The 25,314-nt window shown below is 43.4% G+C and carries 21 protein-coding genes and 4 tRNA genes; 12 read left to right on the top strand and 13 right to left on the bottom strand.

The features are described from left to right. Nucleotides 1-40 precede the first annotated feature (40 nt). Entirely contained in the window at nucleotides 41-1,342 is a 1,302-nt protein-coding gene (hemL, locus tag Q0890_RS05845; RefSeq protein ID WP_299218552.1) for a glutamate-1-semialdehyde 2,1-aminomutase, read from the top strand. Nucleotides 1,343-1,570: 228 nt separating this feature from the next. Further along, complete coding sequence (locus Q0890_RS05840) at nucleotides 1,571-3,307, top strand: AMP-binding protein (protein WP_299218550.1); 1,737 nt, start codon at nucleotides 1,571-1,573, stop codon at nucleotides 3,305-3,307. A 13-nt stretch (nucleotides 3,308-3,320) separates the two neighbouring features. Here Q0890_RS05840 and Q0890_RS05835 read toward each other — a convergent pair whose 3' ends face one another. Continuing rightward, nucleotides 3,321-3,737, bottom strand: a complete 417-nt coding sequence (locus Q0890_RS05835; RefSeq protein WP_299218548.1) for a DUF962 domain-containing protein — start codon at nucleotides 3,735-3,737, stop codon at nucleotides 3,321-3,323. Nucleotides 3,738-4,048: 311 nt separating this feature from the next. Here Q0890_RS05835 and ppx point away from each other — a divergent pair, with 311 nt between their 5' ends. The 5 genes from ppx to Q0890_RS05810 all read left to right on the top strand — a co-directional run bounded on the left by ppx (nucleotide 4,049) and on the right by Q0890_RS05810 (nucleotide 9,945). After that, nucleotides 4,049-5,587 carry an exopolyphosphatase gene (gene ppx / locus Q0890_RS05830; RefSeq protein WP_299218546.1) on the top strand — a complete coding sequence of 513 codons (1,539 nt, stop codon included), beginning with the start codon at nucleotides 4,049-4,051 and terminating at the stop codon, nucleotides 5,585-5,587. Nucleotides 5,588-5,773: 186 nt separating this feature from the next. Next, complete coding sequence (locus Q0890_RS05825) at nucleotides 5,774-6,577, top strand: acetyl-CoA carboxylase carboxyltransferase subunit alpha (protein ID WP_299218544.1); 804 nt, start codon at nucleotides 5,774-5,776, stop codon at nucleotides 6,575-6,577. A 156-nt stretch (nucleotides 6,578-6,733) separates the two neighbouring features. Next, a complete protein-coding gene (tilS, locus tag Q0890_RS05820; protein WP_299218542.1) occupies nucleotides 6,734-8,287 on the top strand; it encodes a tRNA lysidine(34) synthetase TilS in 1,554 nt (517 codons plus the stop codon). 172 nt (nucleotides 8,288-8,459) lie between these two features. Then, the gene (proC, locus tag Q0890_RS05815; RefSeq protein WP_299218541.1) at nucleotides 8,460-9,290 is read left to right on the top strand and encodes a pyrroline-5-carboxylate reductase; all 831 of its coding nucleotides are present in this window, start codon (nucleotides 8,460-8,462) and stop codon (nucleotides 9,288-9,290) included. A gap of 85 nt (nucleotides 9,291-9,375) precedes the next feature. Then, on the top strand, nucleotides 9,376-9,945 hold the full coding sequence (locus Q0890_RS05810; protein WP_299218539.1) for a YggT family protein: 570 nt from the start codon (nucleotides 9,376-9,378) through the stop codon (nucleotides 9,943-9,945). A 159-nt stretch (nucleotides 9,946-10,104) separates the two neighbouring features. Here Q0890_RS05810 and Q0890_RS05805 read toward each other — a convergent pair whose 3' ends face one another. Continuing rightward, nucleotides 10,105-10,902: a hydroxymethylpyrimidine/phosphomethylpyrimidine kinase gene (locus Q0890_RS05805; protein ID WP_299218537.1), complete on the bottom strand. Its 798-nt coding sequence runs from the start codon at nucleotides 10,900-10,902 to the stop codon at nucleotides 10,105-10,107. Between the two features lie 358 nt (nucleotides 10,903-11,260). Between Q0890_RS05805 and Q0890_RS05800 the strand changes: the two genes are divergently transcribed. The 3 genes from Q0890_RS05800 (at nucleotide 11,261) to Q0890_RS05790 (ending at nucleotide 12,542) form a co-directional block, all read left to right on the top strand. Beyond that, nucleotides 11,261-11,350: transfer RNA gene (locus Q0890_RS05800), tRNA-Ser, on the top strand. 183 nt (nucleotides 11,351-11,533) lie between these two features. After that, a tRNA-Arg gene (locus Q0890_RS05795) sits at nucleotides 11,534-11,610 on the top strand. 275 nt (nucleotides 11,611-11,885) lie between these two features. Then, nucleotides 11,886-12,542, top strand: coding sequence for an RDD family protein (locus tag Q0890_RS05790; RefSeq protein WP_299218535.1), 657 nt, complete (start codon nucleotides 11,886-11,888; stop codon nucleotides 12,540-12,542). A 46-nt stretch (nucleotides 12,543-12,588) separates the two neighbouring features. On the opposite strand, the gene Q0890_RS05785 is transcribed toward Q0890_RS05790, so the two are convergent. The 7 genes from Q0890_RS05785 to Q0890_RS05755 all read right to left on the bottom strand — a co-directional run bounded on the left by Q0890_RS05785 (nucleotide 12,589) and on the right by Q0890_RS05755 (nucleotide 17,574). Next, a complete protein-coding gene (locus Q0890_RS05785) occupies nucleotides 12,589-13,629 on the bottom strand; it encodes a calcium/sodium antiporter (RefSeq protein WP_299218533.1) in 1,041 nt (346 codons plus the stop codon). Between the two features lie 161 nt (nucleotides 13,630-13,790). Then, complete coding sequence (panD, locus tag Q0890_RS05780; protein ID WP_010196068.1) at nucleotides 13,791-14,171, bottom strand: aspartate 1-decarboxylase; 381 nt, start codon at nucleotides 14,169-14,171, stop codon at nucleotides 13,791-13,793. A gap of 184 nt (nucleotides 14,172-14,355) precedes the next feature. Then, entirely contained in the window at nucleotides 14,356-14,937 is a 582-nt protein-coding gene (gene pth / locus Q0890_RS05775; RefSeq protein WP_299218531.1) for an aminoacyl-tRNA hydrolase, read from the bottom strand. A 235-nt stretch (nucleotides 14,938-15,172) separates the two neighbouring features. Further along, on the bottom strand, nucleotides 15,173-15,856 hold the full coding sequence (locus tag Q0890_RS05770; protein WP_299218529.1) for a 50S ribosomal protein L25/general stress protein Ctc: 684 nt from the start codon (nucleotides 15,854-15,856) through the stop codon (nucleotides 15,173-15,175). Between the two features lie 342 nt (nucleotides 15,857-16,198). Further along, nucleotides 16,199-17,146, bottom strand: coding sequence for a ribose-phosphate pyrophosphokinase (locus tag Q0890_RS05765; RefSeq protein WP_173239542.1), 948 nt, complete (start codon nucleotides 17,144-17,146; stop codon nucleotides 16,199-16,201). 110 nt (nucleotides 17,147-17,256) lie between these two features. Beyond that, nucleotides 17,257-17,332, bottom strand: a tRNA-Gln gene (locus Q0890_RS05760). 166 nt (nucleotides 17,333-17,498) lie between these two features. Beyond that, nucleotides 17,499-17,574: transfer RNA gene (locus tag Q0890_RS05755), tRNA-Gln, on the bottom strand. A gap of 236 nt (nucleotides 17,575-17,810) precedes the next feature. Here Q0890_RS05755 and Q0890_RS05750 point away from each other — a divergent pair. Then, nucleotides 17,811-18,212, top strand: a complete 402-nt coding sequence (locus Q0890_RS05750; RefSeq protein ID WP_299218525.1) for an STAS/SEC14 domain-containing protein — start codon at nucleotides 17,811-17,813, stop codon at nucleotides 18,210-18,212. Between the two features lie 195 nt (nucleotides 18,213-18,407). On the opposite strand, the gene Q0890_RS05745 is transcribed toward Q0890_RS05750, so the two are convergent. The 4 genes from Q0890_RS05745 to Q0890_RS05730 all read right to left on the bottom strand — a co-directional run bounded on the left by Q0890_RS05745 (nucleotide 18,408) and on the right by Q0890_RS05730 (nucleotide 23,226). Then, nucleotides 18,408-19,463, bottom strand: a complete 1,056-nt coding sequence (locus Q0890_RS05745; protein ID WP_299218523.1) for a S66 peptidase family protein — start codon at nucleotides 19,461-19,463, stop codon at nucleotides 18,408-18,410. A 64-nt stretch (nucleotides 19,464-19,527) separates the two neighbouring features. Further along, nucleotides 19,528-20,481 (bottom strand): 4-(cytidine 5'-diphospho)-2-C-methyl-D-erythritol kinase, encoded by a 954-nt coding sequence (ispE, locus tag Q0890_RS05740; protein WP_299218520.1) that lies wholly within the window; start codon nucleotides 20,479-20,481, stop codon nucleotides 19,528-19,530. Between the two features lie 12 nt (nucleotides 20,482-20,493). Beyond that, on the bottom strand, nucleotides 20,494-21,129 hold the full coding sequence (gene lolB, locus Q0890_RS05735) for a lipoprotein insertase outer membrane protein LolB (protein WP_299218518.1): 636 nt from the start codon (nucleotides 21,127-21,129) through the stop codon (nucleotides 20,494-20,496). A gap of 156 nt (nucleotides 21,130-21,285) precedes the next feature. Next, nucleotides 21,286-23,226: a hypothetical protein gene (locus tag Q0890_RS05730; protein ID WP_299218516.1), complete on the bottom strand. Its 1,941-nt coding sequence runs from the start codon at nucleotides 23,224-23,226 to the stop codon at nucleotides 21,286-21,288. A gap of 640 nt (nucleotides 23,227-23,866) precedes the next feature. On the opposite strand from Q0890_RS05730, the gene hemA reads away from it, so the two are divergent. Beyond that, nucleotides 23,867-25,225 (top strand): glutamyl-tRNA reductase, encoded by a 1,359-nt coding sequence (hemA, locus tag Q0890_RS05725; RefSeq protein ID WP_299218514.1) that lies wholly within the window; start codon nucleotides 23,867-23,869, stop codon nucleotides 25,223-25,225. Nucleotides 25,226-25,314: the final 89 nt, after the last annotated feature.

Below are 25,314 nucleotides of genomic sequence, written 5' to 3'. Positions count from 1 at the left end.
GTGAAAAAATTTACTTTTGATAAAACAACAGAGAATAACTATGAGTACTAAAAACGAACAACTATTTGCGCAAGCTCGCAAACATATCCCAGGCGGTGTCAACTCTCCTGTCCGTGCCTTTGCAGGGGTAGGTGGTACGCCCATCTTTATGCACCGTGCTAATGGCAGCAAAATCTACGACACTGAAGACAATGCCTATATTGATTATGTTGGCTCATGGGGGCCGATGATCTTGGGTCATGCGCACCCAAAAGTGATCGATGCGGTCAAAAAAGCCGCTGATGATGGGTTAAGCTTCGGGACACCAACACCGTTTGAAACCACGGTTGCCGATAAGATTTGTGACATCGTACCCAGCGTTGAGATGATTCGTATGACCAGCTCAGGTACTGAGGCGACCATGAGTGCCATTCGCTTGGCGCGTGGCTATACGCAGCGTGACAAAATTGTCAAGTTTGAAGGCTGCTACCATGGCCATTCAGACAGTCTGTTAGTGAAGGCAGGTTCAGGCATGCTGGATATTGGTGAGCCAACCTCAAAAGGTGTACCAGCAGATTTTGCTAAACATACCATCACCATTCCTTACAATGATCCACAAGCGATTAAAGACTGCTTTGAGAAATGGGGCAAAGAGATTGCTTGCGTCATCCTAGAACCAATCGCTGGCAACATGAACATGGTCATTCCAGCCCAAGAATTCCATGATACCTTGCGTGCAGAGTGTACCGCTAATGGCGCGGTACTTATCTTTGATGAAGTGATGACAGGCTTTCGCGTGGGTCTTGGCGGTGCACAGGCGCACTTCAATATCGATCCTGACTTGACCTGCTTTGGTAAAATCATTGGTGCAGGTTTGCCAGTAGGTGCTTTTGGTGGCAAAAAAGATATTATGTCTTGCATCGCGCCACTTGGCGGTGTCTATCAAGCGGGCACGTTGTCAGGTAATCCGCTAGCGATGCGTGCTGGTATCGCGATGTTTGAAGACTTAACGGCAGAGGGCTTTTATGATGAATTATCAGCGAAAGTAGACAAGCTCGTTGATGGCTTTCAAGCGGCAGCTGACAAGCATGGTATCAATCTGCGTACCAACAAATTGGGCGGTATGTTTGGTATGTTCTTTGTTCGAGACAATGAAACATCCGTACCGCAGAACTTTGATGACGTGACAGAATGCGATATGGACGTATTTAATACCTTCTTCCATGGTATGTTAGATCGCGGTATTTATCTGGCGCCCTCTGCTTATGAAGCCGGCTTTATGTCTATTAAGCACAGCGATACAGATATCGAAGACTCGATCAAAGCGGCTGATGAGATATTTGCCCAAATGGCTAAAGTGTAATTAGATAGTTTTAGCTTTGAGCACTTAAAATTAAAACCAGCCTTTGCGCTGGTTTTTTTGTGGCTAATTTTTATTATACTCTATGATTGATTTGCTTATATTTTAAGTTGCGTTCACCATAAAAAGTGAGTAGAAGCCAAAAGAGACCATGCTCTACTCGTTTGCAAAACAGAGAATAAATTGTGCTATTCTGAAGCTAACAATGATCACGAGCAAGGATGCCAACTGATGAATACCAGTGCTGAAAATAATGCCCCCAGTCATACTGTCCCTCCATTATGGCAAGTCGCGTATGAAAGATATGGACTAAGAAACAATCTAAATGTATTGGAAGATAAGCACAACCTGCTAGATTTATTACAACCAAAGATTGATCAGCACAGCGACTCTGTGGCCTTTAGTATGGGGCCTGCCACGCTGAGTTTTGCGCAATTAGATATCGCCAGTCGCCGCTTTGCCGCCTTTTTACAAGCAAAAGGCATCCATAAAGGCGATCGCATCGCTGTCCAACTGCCCAATATATTGCAGTATGCCGTGGTATTGCTCGGTTGTTTGCGGGCAGGAGCGGTACTGGTCAACGTCAATCCTATGTATACCCACTATGAGTTGGCCCATCAGCTGACAGATGCTCAAGCTTGTGGTCTTATCATCCTAGATGGTATGGACTCAGCTTATGAGCAGCTAGATGATGACATCAAAGCGCAGCTGCAATGGGTTGTGAGATGCTCTATCGATGCCAATGCTACATCTACGGACAATGATGTCGCGTTATTAAGTCAGCTTAGCGCTAAGCCAGTTGATAACTCATCCATAATAGAATCAGCGGCGGCTAATACGTTAGACTCAAAGGACTATATAAAATTTGCGCACATCTTACAATCGCAGCGCGAGCAAGATTTTAAAGATGTGACCATTGAGCGTGAAGATTTGGCCCTATTACAATATACCGGTGGTACGACTGGTAAGCCAAAAGGCGCTATGCTGACCCACTATAATGTCATGGCCAATGTCTGCCAGTGCTATGCGATGTTTGGCAGTGCGATTGAAGCGGGTCGTCGCGAGCAGATTAAGATACTCAATCCGTTGCCGCTCTATCACATCTTCTCATTTACCGTTTGCGGCTTGCTGGGTATTTATGGCGGCTGGGAGGATATATTGGTCACCAACCCGCGCGATATCGATGGCCTAGTCAAGACCATTGAGCAGCATCGTCCACATGTCATTCCATCGGTCAATACCTTGTTTATCGGTATGCTGCATCATCCAAAGTTTGCCAGCCTAGATTTTAGTCGCTTAGCGCTATCTATCGGTGGCGGTACAGCGATTATTAAAGCGGTCTCTGATCAATGGCAACAAGTCACTGGCATGATTATCAATGAAGGGTACGGCATGTCTGAGACTTCTCCTGTTATCTCTTTTAACCCACCTGGTATTAGCCGTTTTAATGGTAGCGTTGGTCTGCCGTTGGCCATGATGGATATAAAAATTATTGATGAAAATGACTCAGCATGTGCGATTGGCGAGCCTGGAGAGGTGGGCATAAAAGGTCCACAAGTGATGCGCGGCTATTGGCAACAAGATAATACCAACACCTTTACCGAAGATGGTTATTTTAAATCAGGTGATATCGGAGTAATGAATGAAGAAGGGTTTTTGACGCTCGTCGATCGTAAAAAAGACATGATATTAGTCTCAGGGTTTAACGTTTATCCAAACGAAGTAGAAGCGGCATTGACCGCGCATCCAAAAGTGCTTGAAGTAGCGGTGATTGGTATTGCAGATGAGCATAGCGGTGAAGTGCCAAAAGCCTTTGTGGTCAAAAAAGAGGCAAGCTTGACTACAGAGGAGTTACAAGCTTTTGCAAGCGAGCGTCTAACAGGTTATAAACGCCCGCAATCATACGAATTTATTGATGAGTTGCCTAAGACGGCGGTAGGTAAGATACTGCGTAAGTCTTTGCGTTAGTAGTGTGAATAAACTACTTTCGTCCGATTTTATCAAATTTGCGGTCACTTAAACTTAAGTTGCCGCGCAAGACGTCACCATACATACGAAAGTCGCTGACGAAGCTTTGTAGTGGATATTTAAACGTGGCTGGTTTGTTTTTTTCAAAAAAGAAATGACCAACCCAAGCACAAGCATACCCTGCGGCAATACCTTTGAGTAAAGGTTTTGGTGAGCGCGTCTTGACCGACTTTGCCAGTCCTAATAAACCAAAACTGCTACCAGCAAAATGTAGACGGCGACAAATAATGTTTTGATGCTCGTTTAAATAAAAATCGTAAAATCCTTGCTCAGAGGCAGGGTCTACTTTAGTGATATCTGTACCAATAATTGCATCTTTTGTTGGTGTGTTGGCAGTAGCCCGAGATTGAGTACGCGTAGATTGATTCATGATGGCAGCTTCCTTTGCTTATTGTTTGGACTAACAGAGAACTATCAATACTTGGTGACTACCTCAATAGAGGAAGGTCAACAGCGCAATTTAACAATGAACTGGACACCAAGATAAAAGTTACAGTCATCAATAATTATCCTAAATTATCAATGTTACTGGTTAATAATATGACTTATTTAGAATGTAGCAAAGGGTTATAATGAACACAAGTTATTGAATGTACCTTAATAGAAATGCTTTAATAGCAAAACTTGACTGCGGCTCTACTATATTTTTATACACCATCCTACAGGATAACGATTTTTCCTATGCTCAATAACGACATTATAGATTCGCCACTCGCCGATGATGAACTGATGGCTGCCATCGATATCGGTTCAAACAGCTTTCATTTAGCTATTGCTCGTCTTGATCATGGTGAGGTGCGAAAAGTCGTCTCCATGTCTGAGAAAGTACAGCTGGCAGCAGGATTAGATGAACATAACATCTTAAGCGCTGCTGCTGAAAAGCGAGGTCTAGAATGTCTTAGTCGCTTCGTTGCACGCCTTGACTCAGTCTCTGCTTCGCGCATACGTGTCGTTGCGACAAATGCGCTGCGCCAAGCAAAAAATGCCAATGATTTCATAAAACGCGCTAATGAGATACTACCCAATCCGATTGAAATCATCTCGGGACGTGAAGAGGCGCGCCTTATATATCTTGGTGTCTCCCATACCAATGCCAGTAGTGATAAGCGTCTGGTTATTGATATCGGTGGCGGCTCTACCGAGTTTATTATTGGACAAGGATTTGATCCTATATTGACTGAAAGTTTACAGATGGGCTGTGTGGCTTTTACAAAGAAATTTTTTGCAGATGGACAAATTAATAAAGAGAATTTTAATCGTGCTATCGTCGCTGCTCGCAAAGAAGTACTCGCTATTAATGGTCAATATCAAAAGACAGGCTGGAGTAGTGTGGTTGGCTCTAGTGGTACGATTAAAGCGGTGCGTAATGTGCTGGTATCTAAAGGCTGGTCAGATGAGCAAGAGCGCGTCACTTATCAAGGGGTCAAAAAACTAGAAAAACTGCTCATCAAGATTGGAGATGTAAACGATATCGAGTTAGAAGGTGTAAAAGAGCATCGTAAGGCAGTGTTTCCCGCAGGCGTAGCGGTACTACGCGCGACGATGAAGGTGCTTGGCATTGAGACTATCGTTTATTCTGATGGCGCACTACGAGAAGGGGTGATGTATGACATGCTTGGACGTTTGGCTAGTGAGGATGTCCGTGACCGTAGTGTACTTGCATTAATCAAACGCTATTCAGTGGACAAAAAACAAGCCAGACAAGTGGTCAGAACCAGTCGCCATTTGTTCAAACAAGTTAAAGATGATTTGCAATTGACCAATGATGATGCTGACGTATTGAGACGAGCAGCATACCTGCACGAGATTGGTCTTGCGATTAGTCATAGCAGCTACCATAAGCACAGCGCTTACTTGCTTGAATACTCGGACATTCCGGGGTTTTCGCAAGTTGACCAAAAACGCATGGCACAGCTGATGCTCAATCATAGACGCAAGCTCAAAAGCGATATGCTTGAGCAGACGTGTAGCATCGGCGGTGATGACTTGGTCTATCTATGCTTACTATTAAGACTTGCAGTATTGGCGCATCATAGCCGTAGTGAGTATGATCTGCCTGATATGCGCCTTGTCATCACGGATACCAACCGCTGGCAAATTACTGTCAGCACCGACAAAAAACATTATGCATTTTTATTTTCAGACCTTTATGTAGAGATTGAGCAGTTTGCAAAATGGGGTGTTCAGCTTAGTGTTGTGGAAGCCACAGTATCCGCCTAGCCGCTGGGCTTTGGTTAGCTGGGCCAGCCAAATAGTTACATTACAAAAGCATTGTTAAATGCTACGGTATATAAATTGTGCTACTATAAGTTTTTTTGAGTTTACAACTGTACTTTATTTATTCTCAACTAAATCATGACACGTAGTATCATATAAATTATATAAAACGACAGAAAGGAAACGTCTATGAGTACTGTATGGGATAGCGTTCAGCTTGCAAGGCATGCAAAACGTCCATTGTTTATGGACTATATTAATCAGCTGTTCACAGAGTTTGATGTATTGCATGGTGATCGTGCCTATGCTGATGACAAAGCAATTGTAGGTGGATTGGCCCGTTTGGATGGTATGCCCGTCATGGTCATAGGGCAACATCGTGGTCGTAGTACGCGTGAGCGCATTGCTCATAACTTTGGTATGGCAAACCCTGAGGGTTATCGTAAAGTCATACGTCTGGTAAAGATGGCAGAACGTTTTAATATTCCCGTGATGACCTTTGTCGACACTCAAGGTGCCTACCCTGGTATTGGTGCCGAAGAGCGTGGACAAGCGCAAGCGATTGCAGAGAGCATTGCTGTATTCTCAAGTTTAAAAGCCCCTATAATTGTCACCATCATCGGTGAAGGCGGCTCAGGCGGTGCATTGGCCATTGGGGTCGGTGACAAAGTAAATATGCTACAAAACAGTATCTATTCCGTTATTTCTCCTGAAGGCTGTGCCTCAATCTTATGGAAAACGGCAGAAAAAGCGAAAGACGCCAGTGAAGCTTTGAAGTTGAATGCAGATAACTTGTATCAACTGGGACTCATTGATGCAGTCATCGAAGAAGGGGAAGGCGCACATATTCATCCTCAGCCAGTGATGAACTCTCTTAAAGCGCTACTGCTTGAACAGCTTAATGAGATCAAAGACATGGATGCAGACGCTCGTTGTGAGCAGCGCTATGAAAAGCTCAAGACCTTTAATTCAGAAGTCATGTTGCCTTGTTAGGTATATAAAAGGCTGATCTGATATTACTCTTGTTCGATGACATGCTTTTGGTTCTAGACGGTTACTCTTAGCGATAGACTAAAAAGTGATAGAATAAAAACGCGCTACTTGATAGCGCGTTTTTTCGTTTTTAACTTTACTCATATAAGATTGATTATGACTAGTAGCGCCATTTTACAGTATCCTATTAAGCCAGTAGACCAATTACCGATCGATGTTAATCTGGCAGAGGCGTTATTGGTTAGCGTGGCTGAATATGGTGGTCAATTACATGGCCGACGTATTTGGCTGGCTTGTAGTGGTGGGCGAGACTCGTTGGCATTGGCCGCGCTGTGTGTACAGTTATATCGACAGGGTAAATTGCCGTTTTTGCCGCAATTGTTGCACGTCAATCACGGACTGCAAGCAGACAGCCATTATTGGGCAGCGCATGTCGCTAGCTGGGCACACATTCAGCAGCTACCGTGTCAGGTATTAATGGCAAAAGTAGACGGTCATGATGAGCAAGCAGCGCGGCTGGCACGTTATCATGTGATGCGCGCCCATATTAATCAAGATGATGTGCTACTCTTGGGCCATCATGCTGATGATCAAGCTGAGACGGTGCTCATGCGCTTGATTCAAGGGGCGGGGGTGAATGGCTTGTCAGGTATGCAGGCGTGGCGAGAGCAGTCACAAAGCGCACAACGCAACATACTGTGGCGGCCTTGGTTATCGGTACGCCGCTCTACCATCAGTCACTATGCTCAGCAGTTAGAGCTGCCGTATATCGATGACCCTACCAACGACAGCGGCGATAATGTGCGGAGTGGTCTACGTCTTGAAGTGCTTCCAGCGCTGACAGCTTATAACTCCAGTGCAATCACTAATATTGCTCGCAGTGCGCAGCTACTCGCAGATGCTCAGGCTATCGTGAGCGATCAAGCCGTACAAGACTTGCAGCAGACCGCTATTGTGCCGTTGAATTACCCGCCAGCGCAACATGTGCTAAATATCGACAAACTGCACTCATTGCCTATCTATCGTCAACGCCAACTCATACATACTTGGCTCACACAAGATGAGCCACTGCCACCCTCTAAGCAGCTTGTCGATGATGTCTTAAGCTTAACTGAGCGCAATGATCACAACCATCAAACCCAATTAGACTGGCACGGACGCACCCAAAAATACAGCATCCGCCGTTATCGTCAACAGTTATATCGTCTTAGCAGTACTTGGCTTGCCTGGCTAGCGCTACCATGTATTACACACACCCAAATGTTACCTTGTTCAAATTTGGCTCAACAGCCTACAATGATGCTGACATTACGCACAGGCAAAGGTATTGATTGGCAGTTAGAAATTACGCTCAACACCTTGATACAATTTATAAATGATACATTCAGTGGCAGTGATAAGCTTAATCACGATAAAGAGGGTATGGTGCTGAAGTGTACACCATTAGGACGGCAGCAGCGCGTCCAAACCACTCTCGCCACTCGACCGCAAGCGAGCAAAAAACTCTATCAAACACTGGGCGTGCCTGTCTGGCTGCGGGATAGCTTAGTGGTCATTAGTATTGCGTCCGCTCAAAAAGAGGAAGCGTTACCATTACTGCTAGTATCGCCATTTGAAAGTTGGGTACTAGGGACTGATAAATCGTTAGCAAACGCTATAAATGACAGTGGTTTCTTAGCTAGTGCTATCAAAAATATCTTAAGCATATAGCCAGTATGCAATAAAATCGTTACGTTAATCGGTTTTTGAGGTGATTGGACTATAGATAAATTTCTTTAATGCTCGTAGCAGTATGGTAGACTAAGTGTCATTTTAGATGTCATGATATACGTTTGAAAACTATACCTTTGAATACTTTGCGTTTTGTTAGTGAGGAATAATAATGTCAGTACTCGACAATAAAAAAATCAGCTTTATCGGTGGCGGAAACATGGCGCAAGCTTTGATAAGTGGGCTTATGGCCCGCGGTGTCAAACCTGAGCTAATCACCGTATCAGCACCTAGCGCTGAGACACGTCAGCAGTTTGAAGATCAAAAGATGAATACGGTTGATGCAAGTGTAGACCCAAAGGCTGCGATCATTGATGCTGACGTCATCGTCTTAGCGGTAAAACCTCAAGTCATGAATAAAGTTGTCAGCGCTTTTGCTGATGCTTTAGACAACCAGTTAGTGATATCAGTGGCAGCTGGGTTATCGACTGATGACCTCTCTAGTATGCTTGGTGGCTACCCTAATGTCGTACGTGCCATGCCCAATACGCCCTCTAAAATACAGATGGGGGCAACTGGGCTGTATGCTTCCGCTGACCTTGATGAGGCGCAAAAGCAGTTGGCAACGGCGGTGATGGAAGCGTCAGGTCTGGCTATGTGGGTAGATGATGAGACACATATGCATGCTGTAACGGCCGTTTCTGGTTCTGCACCAGCCTATGTGTTTTATTTTATTGAATCAATGATTGATGGCGCCGTGGCGCTCGGTCTGGACAAAGAGCAAGCCTCAGCTCTGGCTATGCAGACGGTACTAGGTGCAGCTAAAATGACTATTGAGAGTGATGATAGTCCAAGTGAGCTACGCCGTAAAGTCATGTCACCGAATGGCACCACACAAGCCGCTATCGAATCTATGCAAAGTAATGAGATTGGTCGTCAAATCGGCGAGGCCATGCAAGCTTGTTACGACCGTAGTCAAGCGCTTAGTACAGAAAATAAATAAGAATTTAGCCCAGTAAAATTCTCCTTTAATACAAATAAGCCACCATCTTAAAAATATTTATTCGTGGCACATTGAGTAGCGTTTTATGAACAACACGTTGTTGCAAATTTTTGACTTAGTGACTACCTTCGCTATGATGCTAGTATTTATCCGTTTTATGCTGCAGTTTGCTGGAATGGATGAGAGAAACCCTATGATTGCGCCTGCTTATAAGGCCACACGCATTGTAGATACGTTTGGGCGTATTTTTCCGACAGTTGCGCAAGGGCGTATCAGTATTGCGGCCATTGTATTGATGTTTTTAATCCGTCTCGTTGATATCTCTGGCAAAGCGGCGCTGATGCATAAAGGTATTGCACCTGCGCCGCTGTTTTTTGCTGGTACCACTAGTTTGATTTTAGACTTTTTGCGTATGTGTCGCTATTTGGTCATTGGTTCTATTATCGTAAGCTGGATTGTGGTATTTACCCGATCTGAGCACCCGATCATTGGTATCATTATCAATTTAGCTGAGCCTATCTTAGCGCCGTTTCGCCGCATTACACCAAATCTAGGCATGCTTGATTTATCACCGATGGTTGCCTTTATTGCCTTTCTTCTACTTGAGATGTTTATCGGCGGTTTGGCCTCAAGCTTTATGCCGATGTTGGGCTAAACTCTATTACGTATTGATTATTACGTATTAATCATCAAGTACACTTATCGACATATTCTAAAAACTGCCTAACACAAAAAAGACGCTCTTATTATAGGGCGTCTTTTTTATTTATATCTTTATCTAAAGCTGTTTTATAAACTTGGTTCTACCGCAGCCTTATTTAAAAGCGATAAAGCGATTCGGTATCAGTTGGGCACTGCTGTCTTTAGGATGTGGACGATCTGCTGCTACCAATGTCTGTGCAATCCATCGATCAGCAGCTTTGATAGCTGTAATCAGCTCATTACCTAGAGCTAAGCGTCCTGCGATAAAGCTGGCCAGTGAGCAGCCAGAGCCATGAAATTCACCGTTTAGGCGCGGCAACGTACTTTGGTGTACCATGTCACCTTTAACGTATAAGTATTGCTCGATATCGCCGCTGTCAAAGTCATGTGAGGTTTTGACCAGTACGGCATGTGTACCTTGTGCACATAGTTTTTGTGCACCACTATGTAAGTCTTGCTCGCCGCTTAACGCCCTTAGCTCATGTGTGTTTGGCGTAATAAGCGTGGCGTAGGGAAGCAGCTCTCTAAAAGCAGCCACTAAGGTTTGCTCATCGCCTAAGCTGCCTCCGCTATTGGCAACGAGTACAGGGTCAAGGACAAAAGGCGTCTTACTGCTAATTGTCTGCTCTGCAAATAGGCGCGTCAGCATGGCGATATTATCTGTGGTGCCAAGCATACCTGATTTGATCGCGCGAACCGGTAAATCTTCAAGTACCGCCATGGCCTGATCTTTTACTAAGGTTGCCGCGCAAGCCTCAAAACCGAATACTTGCTGTGAGCTTTGAACAGTGATGGCAGTACATGCGACAGCTGCATGTCCACCTGCTGCTCCTATCGCTTCAATATCGGCTTGTAACCCTGCACCCCCTGAGGGATCTAAGCCAGAAAAACATAACACTACTGGTCGCATAACCTTCCTTTATTTGTTTTTATGATGGTTGAAAACGGCTTTTTGATTACTATAGCCATCTCAAGCCAAAAAAGCCACAGCAGTAAGCTTATCGTTGGCGCTCACTGAACCTGAATAACTATACAATAAAGCCAAGCCCCTGAAAATCACCCCTTATTCTATCGTCAAAAAAAGTATTATTTAAAATATATGAGAAAGTGTCATAAAAACGGCGGGTAATGCTTGCAATTCGTTTTGGCTTTGTTATAATACTCGCCCACGACATAAGACGTATCAACAAGCATTGATACTATAGTTTAAAGACATATTTCTTAAAATTATTTTTAACAAATATATCGATAAGTGTCTTAGATCGTTCGGTGAAGTGGGTGAGTGGCTGAAACCAGTTCCCTGCTAAGGAACCATACGTGTAAGCGTATCGAGGGTTCGAATCCCTCCTTCACCGCCATTTATTCGGTTTATTGTTAGATTGTAATGCAGTAAGTCGATGTCAGATATATTTGTAATTAGAATAGAAAAAACTTTATTTTAATGAATAAAAAATATTGACATCAGCTGGATTATCTATATAATAGCCAACCTAATTTACTGTAAATGTTCGTTAAGATACAGTGAATGATGTGCAAAATACGCGCCTGTAGCTCAGTTGGATAGAGCACTTGGCTACGAACTAAGGGGTCGGGAGTTCGAATCTCTCCAGGCGCACCATTTGCATAATAGCTTGTCTTATTAAACTTCGAGCTAAAAACTAAATCAATCGCCTGTCTTATGACAATTTGGCGATTTTTTTATGTCTGCTGTTTTTGTAATAAAGGTCGTTGGTCTTATCTTTATAAACTTCAAGTTTTAAATATTACAACACGTTTTCGACGCATCATCGTTTTTATAATATGTATACTTCTAGGGCTTGGTATAAGTGTACGATAAGCACCCAAATTACGGTACAATAGTGTCATTATTTTCGCTTGCTATGAGCTTGTATCATGTCAAAAAGTACACCGAAGACTATCCTTAAGTCAAAGTCTCCAAAAAAGAACACCTCTCAACAGCCCGTCCCTCATATTGAAGAGCCTACTATCGCCAAACCGACGACCCGTGTCGTTGCTATCTTATATGATGGGATGTTGATTTTGGCATTATTGTTTTTGGTGGGGACGATGCTGACGGTGATTGGTACGCTATTGACCATGGAGACAGGGACGCAGTCTGAAGAGGCGCAGTCGCTACCCAGATGGTATCAGAACGTCGTTATGACACCTTCTTTTATACTGACGCTAGTAGCCTTCTATGGCGTGTTTTGGCGACGTGGTGGTCAAACACTGGGCATGCAAACATGGCGATTAAAAACGGTCAATAATGCTGGGCATTTGCTAACATGGGGGCAGTCATTCAAGCGAATTCTAGCAGCGGCATTAATGCCGTTAATTTTCGGTATCATTGGCAGTCTGATAGGAGGCTCGCGTGCCGTCCTGCTGACCAGTGCCTTTTTGGGTTTGGTCTTTAACTACGTATTTTGCTTGTTTAATCGTCGGGGCCTAGCAGTGCAAGACATGCTATCAAACACCATTACCCTAAAGATGCCAAAAGTAGCGCATGAAGGTCTATGGCGCGGCTTTAAAAACCGCAAACATAACAAATAATCAAAAGACATCAGCATCATTAGCCCATCGATGATGCTGATGCCTTTTATACAATGGCCGTTTGAACCAGCCATACCGTATAGCCAATAAACAGTAGTATCATTGTAAGGCCAGAGGTACGACCAAATTTTCGATTAGATATAAAAGCAAATGCACACATTATAAAGAGTAGAGAGGTAATCAGTGCCATTACCAATACATCATGAGATAAAATTATTGGGTTGGTTGTAATTGGTGCGATAACAGCCGCTAGCCCGACTACTCCTAACGTATTAAAGATATTGGAGCCAATGATATTACCAAGTGCCATATCATGCTCACCATGACGCGCTGCAGCGAGGCTTGCCACCAACTCTGGTAGAGACGTGCCAACAGCGACGATGGTCAGACCAATAATCAACTCGCTTAATCCCCAAAATGCCGCCATCTCAACTGCACCCCAAACAATCGCTCGTGAGCTTAAGACCAGCATCAGCATACCCACAAACAAGCTGCCCAAACCCCGTGCCAAACTTGGTTCTATATAACCTGAATCAGTACTTTTTACCCCTAAGCTTTCTATCGTATTGTTTGTTACCGGAACAATTTTTACTGTATCGCTGTCTTCGATGACATCGTTTTTCGGCTTTGATCTGCCCTCACGTAGGCTCAGTACGATTTGGATGCTTAAGACGATAACTAACAAAACTAATAACGAGATACCATCGTTCAAGCTTAGTACGCCATCACGCAATTGCCATGCTGACAGAGCAGTAATGAGTAATAGCATAGGTAAGTCACGTGCTACGATACCTTTATGAATCACAATGGGGCTGATGAGAACGGTCGCCCCTAAAACTAACGCAATGTTGATGATATTTGAGCCGTAAGCATTGCCTAAGGCAAGCTCAGGACTACCATCTAGCGCTGCTAATATCGATACCACCATCTCAGGTGCGGAGGTACCCAATCCTAAGATCAACACCCCAATCAGAAAACTAGGTACACCTAACGTCTTTGCTAATGCGGTTGCGCCATCAATGAATACATCAGCACTCCAAACCAGAATGGCCAAACCAATCAGTATTGCAACACCTGCCAACCACATGGGTACTTTCCTTCAAAAATGATGAATTATTAAATCTGGATTGATATAAAAAAAGCCGAACCACAATGTGGATTCAGCTTTTGTATCGGAATAAATAGTTTTGCAAAGTTTAATGCAGGCTAACTATAAATATGGGCGCTTTTGACTTTTTATCGGAACTATTAAGCCACTTGCACAGGGATAATATTTGCAGTGTCTTTAACGGTGTTATCTTCATTACAATAAACCAGTTTTGGCTGGTAGGTCGAGGCTTCAACTTCATCAAAATGAGCATAAGCGCAAATAATGACGATATCACCTAAGTCTGCCATATGAGCGGCGGCACCATTTAATGAGATAATACCAGAGCCAGCTTCAGCGCGAATAGCGTAGGTGCGAAAGCGCTTACCATTGGTGACATTATAGATGTCGATAGATTCGTTCTCGCGTAATCCAGCAAGATCTAATAAGTCGCCATCGATACCGCATGAGCCTTCATAATGGAGCTCAGCATGCGTGACGCGGGCACGGTGCAATTTGCATTTAAGCATATTAAGTAGCATGAATTGCTTCCTTAGCGTAACAAAAGTAATCAGTTAATGGGGACGGATACATAAAAATTAAAGGTTAAATCAAGACCTTACAAAGCTTGTGCTGGCTAATTACTGATAAACACAAAATAGCGTTAGCAGTTTTAGACAAACTTAAGCAAAAGTCATAAGGTCTGAACCAAAAGTATCATACCGTTTAGGCAGGTAGTTTAAAACTATTAATTTGCGAACGCGCGCGTTCAATATCGCCCTCTAATAATAAAGGTAGCGCTTCAAAAGCTGTCGTGAGTGCACTATCGATCGCAATTTGTTCATCAGGCGATGCTTTAGAGAGGACATGTCCGCTCACTTTAGACTTATGTCCTGGATGCCCAATACCGACGCGCAAGCGATGAAAGTCGTTTCCAATATGCGGGGTAATATCACGCAGGCCATTATGACCGCCATGACCGCCCGCCGTTTTTAGCTTGATGCTACCGGCATCAATGTCGAGCTCATCATGAGCGATCAGTAGCTCATCATTGGCGATATTGTAATAATTGACCATCGGCACGACTGACTGCCCTGATTTATTCATAAAAGTTAGGGGTAGTAGCAAGCGCACATCATGACCATATACTTGTCCGCGTCCGGTCACGCCATGGAACTTCTTATCAGGGCTTAAGGCAATATTAAAATGATGAGCGATATGCTGCACAAACCAAAAACCTGCATTATGGCGAGTAAACATATATTGCTCACCAGGATTACCAAGACCAACAATGAGTTTTATCGCCATAACATACCTTGCTTAAAATGAGGGTTAAGCTAACTACAAAGTAAAATAATACAAAGAGTAAATAGCCTAAAATGAATATTATTTAAATAAATAACGCTGTCAGTTATTTTTGTAAATGCCTTTTCAAATAGTACTGACAAAAACAGCAGGAGACAATGATCACCTGCTGTTTCTATATCAACAAACTCGCTACTATTATAGGTCAGTAGAGCGGTGTCTACTGACCTATAATCAATTATTCAGCGTCTTTGTCGTCAGCTTTGTCAGCTTGCTCGGTAGCTGGTACTTCGTCAGCATCAACTTCCTCAGCATCTTCGTCAACTTCTTCAACCGTTGGTGGCTGCATGTTAACGATAGTGCGGTCGTGCGCATCTTCCATATCAAGATCAAAGATAATCACGCCTTCAGGTAAGTCGATGTCTGATAAACGGAATAGATCGCCGATTTCCATACCTGATACATCTACTTCTAGGTACTCAGGTAGCTGTGATGGTAGGCAAACGATTTCAACTTCAGTAACCAACGTAGATAGGATACCGCCTGCTTTTGTACCAGGAGCTTCTTCACGACCAGCGAAATGCACAGGAACGTTCATGTTGATCTTCTGGCCTTTGATAATGCGCTGAAAGTCAGCATGCATTGGAAAGCCTTTAGCAGGATGACGCTGTAAGTCTTTAATAACGACTTGATGCTCTTCACCTTTATCAGTTGTGATCGTCAAGATTTGTGAAAAGAAGGCTTCGTATTCAAGCGACTTTACCATCTCATTCAATTTAATTGAGATAGCTGTTGGTTCTTCACCGCCACCATAAATGATAGCAGGTACTAAGTTCTGCTTACGTAGGCGGCGGCTCGCACCTTTACCTTGTTGTTCAGCAGAGCGGTCAACCGCATTAATTGCAAAATGATCGATAGTCATGGATATAATCCTATAGAGTGTATGTGAAGTATCTACCAGTAACCTAAGACTTGCGACCAGTCTTCTACCGGATAATCGATACCTTAAATAGTATGAGTCATACCGCTAAGCCTCAAATGCTTAAAGCTTACGAATAATGCATACAGGCGCGCATTATACGTGTTTTTGCAGCAATAATAAAGGCTTAGATAATTTGATGAAGATTAAGAAGCTCTTACGTGACAAATGATAGACGGTTGGCCATGAGCAAAAACATTAAAGCGAAAAAAAGCGCTAAAGTTAATCTTTAGCGCCAATCATTAAGTAATCAGAATCACAAAGCTCAAAGAAAAACTACAGCCTCTAAGCGTCAAACATAGCGCTGATAGACTCTTCATTATTGATACGGCGTAAGCTTTCAGCCAGCATCGGAGCTATAGAGACTTGACGGATTTTGCTACATGCTTGCGCAGCAGGAGACAATGGAATGGTGTCAGTCACGACCACTTCGTCCAATGCCGATTCGCTGATATTTTTTAGGGCATTACCTGATAGGACAGGGTGAGTGATATAAGCCAATACACGACGGGCGCCGTTTTCTTTTAGGGCTTCAGCCGCTTTACATAGCGTACCTGCCGTATCGACCATATCGTCAACGATAACGCAGTCACGATCACGAACATCACCGATGATATGCATGACTTGTGACTCGTTGGCACGGGCACGGCGTTTATCGATGATCGCCATATCAGTATCACCTAATTGCTTGGCCATTGCGCGCGCACGAACCACACCGCCAACGTCAGGTGAAACCACCATGATGTTGTCGTAGTCTTGCTTTTGCAAATCGTTCAAAAGGACGGGTGTGCCGTAGATGTTATCTACAGGAATGTCGAAGAAACCTTGAATCTGATCTGAGTGTAGGTCCACCGTCATGACGCGATCAATGCTAACGATATTTAGCATGTCAGCGACGACTTTGGCCGAGATAGGTACGCGAGCAGAACGAGGACGACGGTCTTGACGCGCATAACCAAAATACGGCATAACTGCTGTAATACGGCCAGCACTAGAACGACGAAGCGCATCCGCCATCATCATGATTTCCATCAAATTATCGTTGGTCGGTGCACAAGTCGGCTGCATAATAAACACGTCTTTACCGCGTACGTGTTCTTTGATTTCCACAGCAATTTCGCCATCAGAAAAACGGGTGATGTCAGCTTTACCAAGAGGGATGTGTAGGTGGTCGGCGACGGTTTTCGCAAGTTCTGGATGGGCATTGCCCGTAAAAATTGCCAAATAAGGCATGACTGAAGTCCTATTTATTGACTCAAGCAGCGACCACTAAGCAGTGTCTAACTGCCCAAATAAAGAAAAGAGTGGTGAAAATAATTGAAGACTACTTTTACAGTAAAAAATGGCAGGGGTAGCTGGACTCGAACCAACGGATGTCAGGATCAAAACCTGATGCCTTACCAACTTGGCTATACCCCTGTAATGTCTAGGTAGTACGAAAGCTAAATATTGATAAAATACTAGACTGACGTCGTTACCTATTCAACCGTCTAAGACAGTGTTCCCGAGCGGTGTTCATTGCGAACTATACCGAAACTGGGAAGGTGTTGTCAATTGCTATAAATCAGCAATCCAAACTAAAAAATGGCAGGGGTAGCTGGACTCGAACCAACGGATGTCAGGATCAAAACCTGATGCCTTACCAACTTGGCTATACCCCTATTGTGGCGACCTATTATAAGTAAATTTTGAGATTTTGCAAGTCATTTATGTTCTTTTATTCGTAAAAAGTAAACTCTAAGGTAGTTTTGGCAGTTCAGTAATGAAAAGCAATCATAGTCGTCGTCCATAGTTGTTTTAACAAAGCCACATTCATACACATGTCTTACTCAATACCACAGAGAAAATAAGGTAATATAGATAGCACTATCAGCACGTACGGAATAAGGAAAGCGATATGACCTATCTTCTAACCAAGCACAGTAACAATCACATTGAGTTAGCCATTAATGGCAAAATACATAGTGATGATATGAATCGTCTACTTGATGAATGGGTGCAGGCAACGGCGTCTATGGTTCAGGCTGACCCAAATACTGAACTACAAAATGCCACTTTACTCTATCGCATTGATAGCTTTGCCATGCCATCTTTTTCGGCAGTAATGGATGAGATGAGACGTATGCCTGAGTTATGGGCAACCATGAAGTATTTTGGCAAGATGGCAGTTATCAGTGAGCAGCAATGGCTACAAAAGGTTGCTGAAATTGAAGGTTGGATGATACCAAATTTGGATATCAAAGGCTTTAACCCTGACGAAGAGTCAGCTGCTAAGGTTTGGCTAGGACTGCAAGGTTAGCGTGTAGGTCGAGCTTGAATAAGTATGTCTTGCACACACCATCTTTAATGATCCGTATCTTTTCGGTGCGTAAAGTGCATTCTATACAAGTTTGCGTAGGGTGCGCCCAGCGCACCGATATTGAGTTAAGACAACTATAAATGGTACGCTAGGCCACACCCTACAAGTCTTTGCTACTGCGCTTGATGACTCAATCTATTCACTAACGCCACTTTCTATGATAGAGAAAGTTTGATTGTCACAATCAATTTGCGCTTTTACACCTAGGGGTAGGGTAAAAGTCGGGCTACTGTGTCCAAAATCCATCCCTGTTATGATTGGCAAATGACTCAGTCCAGCTTCATTATAGATCACATCGAGTAACACTTCATCATACTCTCGCCAGAATTTGTTATCTTCAGGACGCCCAAGAATAATTCCTCTAATGCGTTCCATAATGCCGGATGCTACATAATTGCGTAACCAATATCTAAAAAAGGTAGGCGAAGGTTGATCTTCGGAGGTTTCAATAAATAAGATTTTGCCCTGCCAATCTGCAGGACTCACCCATAAAGCCGTATCTTTCATAAACTCTAGTACTTCTATACAACCACCAAGCAGCTCACCTGTTACTTTACCTACAGCTTTTCCTTGTTGTTTACTCTGACCATTTAACCAACGCCATCCTAGGCTTTGGGTCATCATGCGTTTTTTAGTCGCAAGTTCAGGGTTTTCCCATTCGAGCCACTCACTTGTCCAAACGGTACTTGGCTGAATCTGCCCAACAGGTCTACTAGAAAATAGAGTGCGTTTAATATCTTCAATGACATAGTCATGCATACCGCCGTTTTCAGCAAAACCAACCAATAGACTGGTGCCATAAAACGAGGTAACACCTGCTTTGTAAAACATAAAATGGGTTATGGTAGAGTCTGAGAAACCTAAAAATATTTTTGGGTTTTTCTGAATTAAGTCGAAGTCAATATAAGGTAATAGGCGAATACTATCTGATCCGCCAATATTAGAAATGATGGCTTTTACATTGGGATTAGTCAGCGCTTCATGTAGGTCATCTGCTCTCGCCTGTGGATTTTCTTGTAACCATTTAGCAGGCTTTAGAGTGTTGTGCATTTCAATGACATTCACGCCAAAGGTATCTTGAAATTGCTGTTTGCCAGCTTGATAACGATGCGGAAGCTCACTTGCTCCGCCCCAAGAGAGGGATACGGTGGCGACAGTATCTCCTTTATTTAATTTGGCTGGTTTTATCATCTAGAACTCTTATTTGATTAAGTATTTCAGGTAGGCTGTTCGCACCCTATCTTTTAAGTAATAGCTATAAGCTTCTCACCACATACCCAGCACAAGGCGCCGCTGAAATCCATTTTGCCAACCGTACCTTATCCCTAGCAATACTCGCCTCCAATGGCAAAAATACCGCGCTACCAGAGCCAGTCATTCGTGCTGTGCCTAACGCCACTTTTTCTAAACTTTTCAAATAATCTAATGCTTCATCAACGGCGGGGGCGAGGCTGGTGACGACTGGAGTAAAAACATTGTGATAGGGTGCAGTTAAGTGTTGCAGATAATTGTCAAACTGATTTTCAATTGTTTGTATTGAGAGTGGTGTGATATCACGCTGTAATTTAGGATGTGCAAAGAGTGTTGCCGTATTGATGTGAGCATTTGGTGTTAGGATTAGATAGTGCTGATTCGGCAAATTAATGGCGGTCAATTCTTCGCCAATACCCATAGCGATAGCGTCTTGCCCAAAAATAAATATTGGCACATCTGCACCAATCGTCGCACCGATTTTTATCAGCTCATCTTGAGTGAAGTTAAATCGCCAAATCTCATTTAATGTTAATAAGGTAGTTGCGGCATTAGAAGAGCCGCCGCCCAAGCCTGCACCCATTGGCAAACGCTTGTCTAAACCAATACATACTTGCGGTAGCTGCTTGGGTAGTTTTTTTGACTGCAAAGCCGCAGCCAATAAAGCATGAGCGGCTTTAACAATTAAATTATCTTCTATAACACTAGTAATAGTATCTGCACCAGACAAGGTCAACAGTTGACGACAGATATTACTTACATCTTGACCCTTAATCGCAACTACCGTGTCTGCAACTAAGAAATGCAAATAGTCGCCCCAATCAAGTAGGCGAAAAACCGTTTGCAAATTATGATAGTTATCTGCACGCTTACCTACGATATGCAAAAATAAATTTATCTTGGCAGGAGATAAGCGTGTTATAGACGCTTTTGAAGTCAAGGAATTATCGGTCGTCATTGGTTATATTTATCAGCTGCTTTGGTGATTAATAGTCATGATGACTTTGTGGCCTTTTGGCTGCACAGCGCTAATCTTAACAGGCAATTTATCTGTACCTTTGTAAGTAAAGCTTGCCGTCCATTGCCCATTAACTGAGCTTATGAGACGACCTTGCGCATCAAGCTGCGGGGCGCTGTCTGAAGGTGCTGAGCGCCCTGATATCCAATACGGCATTTGTGAGATAGGCGCTTGCCAGCCAGTGGCTTTTTGTAGCAAAGTTTCAGGGTTGTCAGCGGTTAAGGTGCCTGTTTTTTCACTGACTAAAGTTGCCGTTTGACCATCATATTCGATATTAGTTTTGCCAATGCCTAACGCACCGATCAATTCAATGGCAAAGCGCTCGTTTTGCTGTCCCCAAGCGTAAAAAGCACTACCACCTTGCGCGCCTGTATTAGTCGCACTATTGGCAGGCGTGGTCACACCAATCTTGCCTGTGATATTGAAGTTATCGAGTTTTTGAGCTTGCACCATAGTTGAGGGGCCAGCATTAGTACTTGTACCTTGTAAAGACTGACAACCAGACATTATTAATAAGGCAGCGGTCATCGCGCTGAATGCGGCTAATTTATTGGGTTTATGGCGTAGTGTTGTTGAGCGTGCAGACATGATTGTTCCTCAAAATTTACAAACTTAATGTAGTTAATGCTAAAAAATATTACGCTCAGTTTGTTACTCAGTTATGCCCTGTTGTTAGAGACTTATTGGTTACATGAGTAGTGATTGTATATGATAAAAAATGACAATTATTCATTCAATTACTTTTTAATAAAGCTGTACGCGGTCATTGACGTTGTGTTGTCCAAACGAAAAACGCTGTTGCAAGTCCGTCAGTAGCGCGTTGACCTTTGCGCTTTCGCCCAGTCCTTGATAGGCGCGTAGCAACAGCACACCTGAGCGTAGCGTTGGCAATACATCATAAGGGGTTTTTAGGTACTCGATGACTTGTGCGTAGTTTTCATTGGCCAAAGCGCTGCTAGCCAGTACGTTTAGTGCTTGCAAATGCAGCTCGTTATCGTAGCGAGGATCATCGAAACGAACCTGACGTATGCTTTGGGCAAGCTCTAACCCTTGTGCAGAGTTTTGATCATTAGCCAAAAGTAATTGAGCATAACTTAGCTGGTAAGACAGATTGTTAGGATCTAGCGCTTGCAAGTGATTGAGTACAGTACGTTTGATGATATAGTCACTGCGATCATCAAGCAGTTGTACACGGGCGAACAGTATGGACTGATCATTAGGGTACTTGCGGCTGACGCGAGTCAATAACTGTAGAGCTTCCTCAGCTTGGTCGTGCTGCCATAAGATATTGGCTTGTAAGACGTAAGTTTCGGGAGCAAAGACGGTAAACTGTTTACGCAGATTAACCAATGTGTCGATCGCAGCATCAATATTGTCATCTAGCAGTTCAAGATCGACCACTTTTTTGCGTGCTGCCAGTACCAAATCTTCTTGCATGACGCTCTTTAGATAAGATTTGGCTTGCTCAAAGCGCTGTTGTCGCTCTGCGCTAATACCCAAATAATAATATGCTTGATCTAGATAAGTAGGGGTCTTTGCCAGTACGTTTAAGAGGCGGTCAGCGCTACGGTATTCTTCATTATCCAAGCTGACCAAAGCGGCCAATAGAGTAATCTCTGCATCATTAAAGCGCTGATGCGCTTCAAGGAGTAACTCTAGGGCTTCTTGGCTCTGCTGTAGATCAAGCAAATAGCGGATTTCATATAAGTACAAGCTTTTGCTATCAGGATTACGCAGGCGTGATTGATTGACATAATTAAGCACCGTCTCTGCTGGTTCGGTTTTGCGTAAAATATCGGCTTTTAGGGTAATAAAAGGCACATAATCAGGCTGATGTAACAAAGCTCTATTGATATGAATAATGGCAATCTCAGGCTCATTAAATTGATACAGCAAGCCTGCTTTTAACACTGATAAAGAGGCGTTTTGCTCGCTATTAATAGGCTGTAAGGCTTCTAAGAGCTCACGCTGATCGCTGTCTGTCGTTGGGTAAATACCAATCAATATGTCGCTCAAATCAGTACGTGGATCATAGCGCAAAATACGGTCTAAGGACTGACCCGCTAGAGTATAGTCGTGAGCTTTAAGCGCTAAATGCGCCACATAAAACCAAGCGGGTACGTGATCAGGGTTTTGATCTTGCCACATTTTGGCAAACTGTAACGAGTCCCCGACATTGTCATGACGCAGCGACAAGCTCAGCGCGCGCTCAAATACTGCCGTGGCATCTTCTTTAAAAGACTGCTGCTTATAAAGGGTTAGTGCCCGTTCAATATCACCGCGATCTGCCGCGAATTCTGCATTTAGTAAAGCATACAAACTGGGTTCTCTAAGCTCTGGCTGTAAGACAGTCGCTGAGGGCAGCTTGGCAGTATTGATTGTACTATCTATTGATTGATTTCTGGATTGATCCTTTAGTTGGTTATGGTCATCAGTATCGACTGAGTGAGAGGTTAGTGGAAACACCATCAAATCAGTATCGTCTTTATGAAACGTCATATGTTGAGTACTATTTTTACTAATGACATGACGGGTCGAGTCACGATCTATATCGACAACGACTGTCTTAGGTGGACATATCAGTGTAGGGGTATCTACGAAATTTGCATGAGCAGAAGTGTCAATACACAGTAAAGTGGCCAATAACAAAATTAGCTTACGACGCTTACGCAAACGATTCAGCATGTCATTTAATAAATATTGAAAATTAAATTGACAATCGTACACAGACGATAGCGCAAACTTTGACTGAAACAACCACCCAAAAAAGATCATAGAATAAGGGTATTCACTAATAAAAAAGACATTTCATTATAAAGGCCTATCTAGAGACTAAACAATAGTACTCGTGTTACCTAATAGACAAGGCAGAGATTAACAGAATACGATGAGAAATAACCACTACTATCGATGTATTAAAGTGAGCAATATGCGCAAAAAATAAAAAACCAGATAAACGATTTTAATAATAACTGGGTCAATCATAGCATACTTGTTTTTAATTATAGTTTGACGATAGTGAAAGGTCATACTCTTCATATCTAGCAATAATATTTAGTAAAAGCATCTATAGCGGTTGATTTGTTGGTCAGGCGCCCAGATACAAGCGAATAGCTAGCGCAAATGAGCAGGTGTTAAATAAAATCGGTAACAATGATATAATAAGCGGTTTTATATTTATAGTATCTGCTATATAACCTATTCAAATCAATAACGTCACGTCTATGCACCAGCTAATCATTGACTGTAATATGCTGCAATATACCTTGGGCACACTATAGTGATAGATTAGGTCGGTGAGCGTTATGTCTATGGTCTATCGATAATGAGATTAGTGGTCATTGGGGTCAATCATAAAACCGCACCAGTCGCTCTACGTGAGCGCTTGGCGTTCGTGGGTGATGATGTGACCATCGCCCTTGAGCAGTTAGAGGTCTTTACTGATGGAAGTGTGATTGTCTCAACTTGTAACCGTACTGAAATCTATGCGCTAGTTCCTCAATTATCAGCCTCCCAAACTCCTAATAACGGCGCGCTTGGTAATGATTCTATTGCCAGCACCAACGTTTCTTCGTCATCTATTAACGCTCATATCCTGCAAATCAAAACATGGCTTGCTAACTTTAAGCAGGTGCCATTGAATGACATTGATGCTTATCTTTACGTACATCGCGATACGCATGCGCTTACTCATTGGCTGCGAGTGGCAGCGGGTCTTGACTCTATGATACTCGGTGAGCCGCAAATCTTAGGTCAAATCAAACGAGCCGTGCATCTTGCGCAGGATGAAAAAGCACTCAGTAACCAGTTAGGCTGGATTGTCGATCAAGTTTTTGCAGCCGCCAAACGTGTGCGTAATGAAACCCAAGTTGGCGCTCAGGCTGTCTCGCTCGGCTTTGCAGCAGCCAAATTGGTCACCCAAATATTTGACGATTTACCTAGCCGTACTTTATTAGTGGTTGCAGCCGGTGAGATGAACCGCTTGGTCGCAACCCATATTGCAGGGCTTGGAGTAGGGCGAATTATCATCTGCAATCGCAACCCTGAGCGTGCCGAAGCGCTAGCGGCAGAGCTGCGTCATTCTAACCGCAGCGTGGAGGTTAGATCCTTACAAGATTTGCCACAAGTGCTGGCAGAGGCCGATGTTGTAAGTAGCTGCAGCGGTAGCATGGATTTATTGATTGATAAAACGATGACCATGCAAGCACTAAAACGTCGCCGCTATCGGCCCATACTAATGATTGATTTGGCCGTACCGCGTGATATCGACTCAACGATTAGTCGTATTGACGATGTTTATCTGTATTCTGTCGACGACTTGCAGCATGTAATCGCAGGCAATATTGAGCAGCGCAGGCAAGCCGCCGTGGATGCTGAGCTGCTAGTGAGTCAATTGGTCGTAGAGATGGAGCGCAGCTTTCAAGTCAAGCAAGTAGGAAAAGATATTCAGCGCTATCGTATGTCGACGCATACCCAAGTCGACAAACTTCTGCATGAGTCTATTGCAAAACTTGAGCAAGGAGAAGCGAGCGCTGAAGATGTCATCACTGAGCTATCACGGCGTCTTACCCAAACGCTCACGCATGCACCATCAAAGCTTATGCGTAAAGCCGCCCGTGAAGGCGATAGTGAGTTGCTTGAGTTTGTCGTATCGGGCCTGCACGACGCTTACCGTAAGCGTTAATAATTGTCTTTTGGTTATTAATAAGTTATCGATTGTATAGGCACTATTATGACGTCAACAAACCGTTGTCAACCGTCATTATCAGTGCT

This window comes from uncultured Psychrobacter sp., assembly GCF_947488565.1.
GTDB lineage: Bacteria > Pseudomonadota > Gammaproteobacteria > Pseudomonadales > Moraxellaceae > Psychrobacter > Psychrobacter saeujeotis.
Note: the sequence above shows the minus strand (reverse complement) of the source record. Positions and strands in the feature narration are given on the sequence as shown.